This is a genomic window from Aeromonas sp. R5-3 (assembly GCF_040908225.1).
GTDB lineage: Bacteria > Pseudomonadota > Gammaproteobacteria > Enterobacterales > Aeromonadaceae > Aeromonas > Aeromonas dhakensis.
Map to the genome: position 1 here is coordinate 39,578 of NZ_JBFODH010000003.1, position 6,663 is coordinate 46,240.

General features: G+C 62.5%; 5 protein-coding genes. 3 read left to right on the forward strand and 2 right to left on the reverse strand.

Annotation, left to right across the window (positions count from 1 at the left end):
• Positions 1-104 precede the first annotated feature (104 nt).
• Complete coding sequence (gene ilvC, locus AB5Y95_RS02175; protein ID WP_368159429.1) at positions 105-1,586, reverse strand: ketol-acid reductoisomerase; 1,482 nt, start codon at positions 1,584-1,586, stop codon at positions 105-107.
• Between the two features lie 202 nt (positions 1,587-1,788).
• Here ilvC and ilvY point away from each other — a divergent pair, with 202 nt between their 5' ends.
• Positions 1,789-2,682, forward strand: a complete 894-nt coding sequence (gene ilvY, locus AB5Y95_RS02180) for an HTH-type transcriptional activator IlvY (RefSeq protein WP_201990626.1) — start codon at positions 1,789-1,791, stop codon at positions 2,680-2,682.
• Here ilvY and AB5Y95_RS02185 read toward each other — a convergent pair.
• Positions 2,671-3,543, reverse strand: a complete 873-nt coding sequence (locus AB5Y95_RS02185) for a transporter substrate-binding domain-containing protein (RefSeq protein ID WP_268000243.1) — start codon at positions 3,541-3,543, stop codon at positions 2,671-2,673. The genes ilvY and AB5Y95_RS02185 overlap by 12 nt on opposite strands.
• A gap of 171 nt (positions 3,544-3,714) precedes the next feature.
• Here AB5Y95_RS02185 and AB5Y95_RS02190 point away from each other — a divergent pair, with 171 nt between their 5' ends.
• Both AB5Y95_RS02190 and AB5Y95_RS02195 read left to right on the forward strand, forming a co-directional pair.
• Entirely contained in the window at positions 3,715-3,906 is a 192-nt protein-coding gene (locus tag AB5Y95_RS02190; RefSeq protein WP_005307455.1) for a hypothetical protein, read from the forward strand.
• A gap of 72 nt (positions 3,907-3,978) precedes the next feature.
• On the forward strand, positions 3,979-6,558 hold the full coding sequence (locus tag AB5Y95_RS02195; protein ID WP_368159430.1) for a GNAT family N-acetyltransferase: 2,580 nt from the start codon (positions 3,979-3,981) through the stop codon (positions 6,556-6,558).
• The last annotated feature ends 105 nt before the right edge of the window (positions 6,559-6,663 follow it).

A 6,663-nucleotide genomic window follows, 5' to 3' on the forward strand; every position in this document is an offset into this window, starting at 1 on the left:
TATGGCTGTCGGGCTGGTTTTGCTGGCTGGCCGGTCGGGTGTCCAGCCCGACCGGCGACGGGGATCGTCACCCCCGCCCCTTCATCATCCAGCCCGATGCCGGCTTAACCACCGACAGCGATACGCTTCATGTCCTTCATGTAACCGCGCAGCACCTGACCGATCGCTTCGATGGGGTGGTTGCGAGTCGCCTCGTTGGCCGCCAGCAGCGCCAGGTTGTCGACGCTCTGCCCTTCCGCCTTGCTGGCACCCAGGTCGCCCGCTTTCAGGGTCGGCATGAAGTGCTCGCGCAGCAAGGGCACGGCGGCGTTGGCGAACAGGTAGTTGCCGTACTCGGCGGTGTCGGAGATGACCACGTTCATCTCGTACAGACGCTTGCGGGCAACTGTGTTGGCGATCAGCGGCAACTCGTGCAGGGATTCGTAGTAGGCGGACTCCTCGTAGATACCGGAAGCCACCATGGTCTCGAACGCCAGCTCGACACCCGCCTTGACCATGGCCACCATCACCACGCCATTGTCGAAGTACTCCTGCTCGGCAATCTTGCCTGCAAAGGCCGGGGCGTTTTCGAAGGCGGACTTGCCGGTCTCTTCGCGCCAGCCGAACAGCTTGGCGTCGTCTTCGGCCCAGTCGGCCATCATGCCGCGGGAGAACTCACCGGCGATGATGTCGTCCATGTGCTTCTCGAACAGCGGGCGCATCAGGGTCTTGAGCTGCTCGGAGAGCTCGAAGGCGCGCAGCTTGGCCGGGTTGGACAGACGGTCCATCATCAGGCTGATGCCACCCTGCTTGAGGGCTTCGGTGATGGTCTCCCAACCGAACTGGATCAACTTGCCGGCATAGGCCGGGTCTGTGCCTTCGGCAACCAGCTTGTCGTAGCAGAGCAGGGAACCTGCCTGCAGCATGCCGCAGAGGATGGTCTGCTCGCCCATCAGGTCGGATTTCACTTCCGCCACGAAGGAGGACTCCAGCACCCCGGCACGGTCGCCGCCGGTGGCGGAGGCCCACGCCTTGGCGATGGCCATGCCTTCACCCTTGGGATCGTTCTCCGGGTGAACGGCGATCAGGGTCGGCACACCGAAGCCGCGCTTGTACTCTTCACGCACTTCGGTACCCGGGCACTTCGGCGCCACCATCACGACCGTGATGTCGGAGCGGATCTGCTGACCCTCTTCCACCACGTTGAAGCCGTGGGAGTAGCCCAGCGCGGCGCCCTGCTTCATCAGCGGCATCACGGTTTTGACGACGTCGGAGTGCTGCTTGTCCGGGGTCAGGTTCAGCACCAGATCGGCGGTCGGGATCAGCTCTTCATAGGTGCCGACCGCGAAGCCGTTGTCGGTGGCCTTCTGCCAAGAGGCGCGCTTCTCGGTGATGGCGGCCTTGCGCAGGGCGTAGGAGATATCCAGCCCGGAGTCGCGCATGTTCAGGCCCTGGTTCAGACCCTGGGCACCACAGCCCACAATCACCACCTTCTTGCTCTTCAGCACGTTGCAGCCGTCCGCGAACTCTTCGCGCTGCATGAAACGACACTTGCCCAACTGGGCCAACTGCTGACGCAGGTTCAAGGTGTTGAAATAGTTAGCCATGGTGATTGCTCCGTTCGATTGATTCCATGCCGGATGGCGGCGTTGTCGAAACCACTATAGCGCGGGACACTTATTGCCTGAACTGATATATTCGAAACAGTACGTTGCAATAATTGAAACGTTAACCCTTCATGATCACATGGCGGGAGCGAACCACCCACTGCTGGATATCGGGCAGACATCCAGCGCCAGGAGCTGAAAGATGGACCTTCGCAATCTCGAACTGTTTCTCCACCTCGCCGACTCCCTCCACTTCGGCAAGAGCGCCGACGCCATGGCGGTCAGCCCCTCTACTCTCAGCCGCGCCATCCAGCGGCTGGAGCAGGAGACCGGCTGCGTGCTGTTCGAGCGGGATAACCGCTCGGTGCGGCTCACTGTGGCGGGCGAGAAGCTACGCGAGTTTGGTGGAGAGCTGCTGCAGGAGTGGCGCCAGCTCAAGCAGGAACTCAAGCGCAGCGACGAACCGCTGCAGGGCCGACTGCGGGTGTTCTGCTCGGTCACCGCCAGCTACTTTCTGCTGCCCGAGGTGCTGGAGCGCTTTCGCCGCCGCTATCCCCAGCTGGAGATCAAACTGGAGACCGGCGACCCGGCGCTGGCGGTAGACAAGATCCTGGCCGACGAGGCCGATCTCGCCATCGCCGCCCGCCCCGATGCCCTCTCGTCCAAGCTGGAGTTTGCCAGCCTGCAGCAAGTACCGCTGGTGTTCATCGCTCCTCGCACCGCACCGCAGCAGAGCCAGTGGTTCTCCCAGGGCGAACCTGACTGGGAGCGGCTGCCGCTTATCCTCTCGGAGCAGGGGCTGGCCCGCAAACGCTGCGATCAGTGGCTGCGCAACAAGGGGATCGCCCCCAACATCTATGCGGAGGTGGCGGGCAACGAGGGGATTGTCGCCATGGTGGCGCTCGGCTTCGGCGTGGGACTGGTGCCGGCGGCGGTGATCGACCACAGCCCCATGGGTGAGAAGGTACGCATCGTCGAGCCCAAGCCGGCGCTCAAACCATTCGATGTCGGCATCGCAGTGCTCAAGAAGCGGCTGGAGGAGCCGCTGATCCGCGCCTTCTGGGATACGGCGCGGGGACAGGGATCACTGCGCTGACAAGGCGGGCAACACAGGTGCATAGATGAGCGAGGGATCCTGCATCATGGCGCGGCTGCCGGCCGGCAGATCCGGATTGCTCAGCTCCAGCATCACCCGCCGATCGAGCTGCAGCCGCCGGATGGTGCTGCCAAAACCCGCCTCGAATATCCGCTCATAGTCACCGGACTGGCGGGCCCGCTGCAGCCCCAGCTCGATGCGCTTGGCCAGCTCCGGATACCTGGGTGAGACGAAGAACAGCAGCGCCAGCGGATAGCGAAACACCAGGTGGGGTTCGATGGCCAGATCAGGATGCTGTGTGAGCTCATCCTCGATCTCGATGACCGAGCGCAGAAAGCAGTCGAAGCGCCGCTTGCGCAGCATGTTGAACAGGGCCTCATAGAGGCCGCCCACCACCACGTCGAGGCCGTTCTCCTTGAGCAGACGAGTATCAGGCCAGGATCTGTGCTGGCCGATGCGAAGCCCGGCCTGCTGCCAGTCGATCAGCGATCGTATGTTGGCGAACCGCCCCTCGTCCCCCTGCCGAACGAGGCACACCCGCCAGCCCAGCAACCCTTTTGCCAACGGAACATGAATGGCCAGCAGGGTGCGCTCGCGCTCCTCATCGGGCGCAAACACCCCGACCTGCACCAGTTCGCCCCCCTGCAACTCCTTGACCGCCCGACCCTGCTCCATCGGCGGACTGGCAATCAGCCGATAGGGACCATATTCGGGCACGGTCAGATCGAGGGAGAGTCGCAACAGACCAGCCACGGCGGGATTGGGGTGATCAAGCAGCAAATTCCAGGCCCTGATGGGGGTCTCGGCCGCCTGCACGCTGCCAGCCAGCAGAATGACGCACCACAGCCAGCTCCTGATCATTGCACTCCTCCCCTTGTCACTTCCTCACTATAACCTCTCCTCCTCTACCGCCGGGCGCATGGCAGCACGGATATGTGAGCGACTCGATGTCAAATATGACAGTAGCTACGGCAAGGGGCAGATCAGAGACTAGACTGAACGTTCAACCTGAGTGGAAGAGGGAGTCCCGCCATGATGTCTAATCTGATCGAAATCAACAGCTCGCTGCTGTTCGACGAGTACCTGCAAAGCCTGGGGGTACCCTCAACCTTGCTGGATCAGGAACAGGACATCTATCTGCAGGAGCACCACCTGGCAGCGGTACGCCAGATCCAGGGTGAACTGAGGTTTTACCTCCGCGCCAACGCCCTCACCAAGCAGTGATCCGCAGCCGGTCACAGAACCGGCGCTGAAAGCATATTACACTGGCACCATCCGCCACCCACGGGAGTGCCCATGAAACCAAGCGGCCTGGATCGGCTCTTCAAACCCCAGTCAATCGCCGTCATCGGCGCCTCGACCGACCCGCAGAAGGCCGGTCACGTGGTCATAAGGCACCTACTCGCTGGCCAGTTCAAGGGCCCCATCCTGCCGGTCAGCCCGCACAGCAAGGCCATTGCCGGCGTGCTGGCCTATCCCGACATCGACAGCCTCCCCCTTGCCCCGGACCTCGCCATCATCTGTACCCGGCGGGAACGGGTACTGGCCCTCATCGAGGCGCTCGGCAAGCGGGGAGCGGGTGCCGCCATCATACTGGCGGCCGATTTCACCCCACCTGAGCGCGAACAACTGCAGCGACTGAGCCGGCAATACGACATCCGCCTGCTCGGCCCCAACAGCATGGGGATGTTGTTGCCGGGTCAGGGCATCAATGCCAGCTTCTCACCGATTGCAGCCAAGCCCGGTCAGGTCGCCTTTCTCTCCCAGTCGGCCGCCGTCAGCACCACCATTCTGGATTGGGCCAAACAGCATGAACTCGGCTTCTCGGCCTTCATCTCCCTTGGCGATCACTGCGACATCAACTTCGGCCAACTACTGGATCAGCTCTCCCGCGACAGCGTGACCCGCGCCATCCTGCTCTACATGGACAAGCTGCAGGATGCCCGCCATTTTCTCTCGGCCGCCCGTGCCGCCGCTCGCAACAAGCCCATCCTGGTGCTCAAGAGTGGCCGCCATGAACCGGACAACGGGCTCGACAACGTCTATGACGCCGCCATTCGTCGCGCCGGCATGCTGCGGGTACGGGATACCCACGAACTGTTTGCCGCCGTCGAGACCCTGAGTCACTCCCTGACCCTCAAGGGGGAGCGGCTCGCCATCATCTCCAATGGTCGTGGCCTGGCCAACATGGCGATCGACAAGTTGCTGGAGCGTGGTGGCAAGCTGGCGATGCCGCCCCACGACATCGGCAGCGATGCCGACATCCACGACTATCAGCAGGCACTCGACAACCTGCTACAAGGGGAGGAGGCTGACGCCATCCTGCTCATCCATGCCCCTTCGCTCACCGCCCGCGGTGCCGCCCTGGCCCGCAGCCTGATCGACTACGTCAAACAGCATCCCAGGGCCAGACGCTTCAATATCCTGACCAACTGGGCGGGGGAATATTCAGCCCAGGAAGGACGCAGGCTGTTCAGCGAGGCGGGATTCCCCACCTACCGCACCCCGGAGAGCGCGGTCGCCGCCTTCATGCATATGGTGGAATATCGCCGTAACCAGAAGCAGCTGATGGAAACCCCCGCATCGCTGCAGGGTGACAGGCTCGACGTCGACCAGTGCCAACTGCTGATCCGGCAGGCGCTGGAACGTAAACAGCTCACCCTCGACACCCATCTGGCACACCCCATTCTGCAGGCCGCTGGGCTCTCCACCTTGCCGACCTGGCTCGTCTCCGATGCCATCGAGGCCACCCTGACCGCGGAGCAGATCGGCTATCCAGTCGCGGTCAAGCTGCGCTCGCCAGACATACTCCACAAGTCGGCCGTGCACGGCGTCATGCTCAACCTGCGCACCTCGGCCGAAGTCGCCCAGGCTGCGGACGCCATTCTGGATCGAGTCAGGCAGCACGACCCCGGTGCCCGCATCGAAGGCCTGCTGGTACAGCGGATGGCACGGCGCAGCGGCGGCCTGGAGCTGCGGATCCGGCTGCAACAAGACCCGGTGTTCGGCCCCGTCATCCTGCTCGGTGAATCAGGGGCCGAGCCGCAGGAGATGATGGCGGCCCTGCCGCCACTCAACCAGGCGCTGGCACGCTACCAGATCATAGGGGCGCTCAAGAGTCGCAAGATCCGCGAACAAGCCAGTCCGGAACGACTCGATATCGACGCCCTCGGCCAGGTGCTGTGCCAACTGTCGGAACTGCTGCTCGCCTTCCCCGAGATCCAGCAGCTGGATCTGCACCCGCTGCAGGCCTGCGGTGCCGAGATGGTGGTGCTGGACGCCAGCCTGACCCTGCAACCCCATGAAGAAGGCAGCTGCAGGCTGGCTATCCGTCCCTATCCCACCGAGCTGGAAGAGGGGGCCTGGCTCAAGGATCAGAGCCATGTGCTGCTGCGCCCCATCCGACCGGAGGATGAACCTGCCCACAAGCAATTTGTCCTCAAGGTATCGGATGAAGACAGGTACAAGCGCTTCTTCGCCGATGTGGGGGAGCTAGGGCACGAAGAGCTGGCCCGCATGACCCAGATCGATTACGACCGGGAGATGGCCTTTGTCGCCGTGGGACAGGATGGGGAACGAAAAGATCAGATTTTAGGGGTGGTTCGCGCCATTTCGACGCCGGATCTGAGCGATGCCGAGTTTGCCATTCTGGTACGGTCCGATCTGAAGGGGTTGGGGCTTGGCAAATTGATGATGGAGAAGATTGTGCGTTATGCCAGGGAGCGCGGCATTGGCCAGCTGTCGGGCATGACCATGCCCAGCAACCGCGGCATGATCAACCTGGCCAAACGGCTTGGTTTCAAGATCGATATCCAGCTGGAAGATGGGGTAGTCAACATGGAGCTGCCCTGTGCGGAGCGAATAGAGAGGGAATAGCACGGGAAATTGTGCAGAAATGGCTGAATTTCAGGCAATAAAAAAGCCCGCTCAAATGAGCGGGCTTCTTCAATTGGGTGCCTGGCAGTGTCCTACTCTCGCATG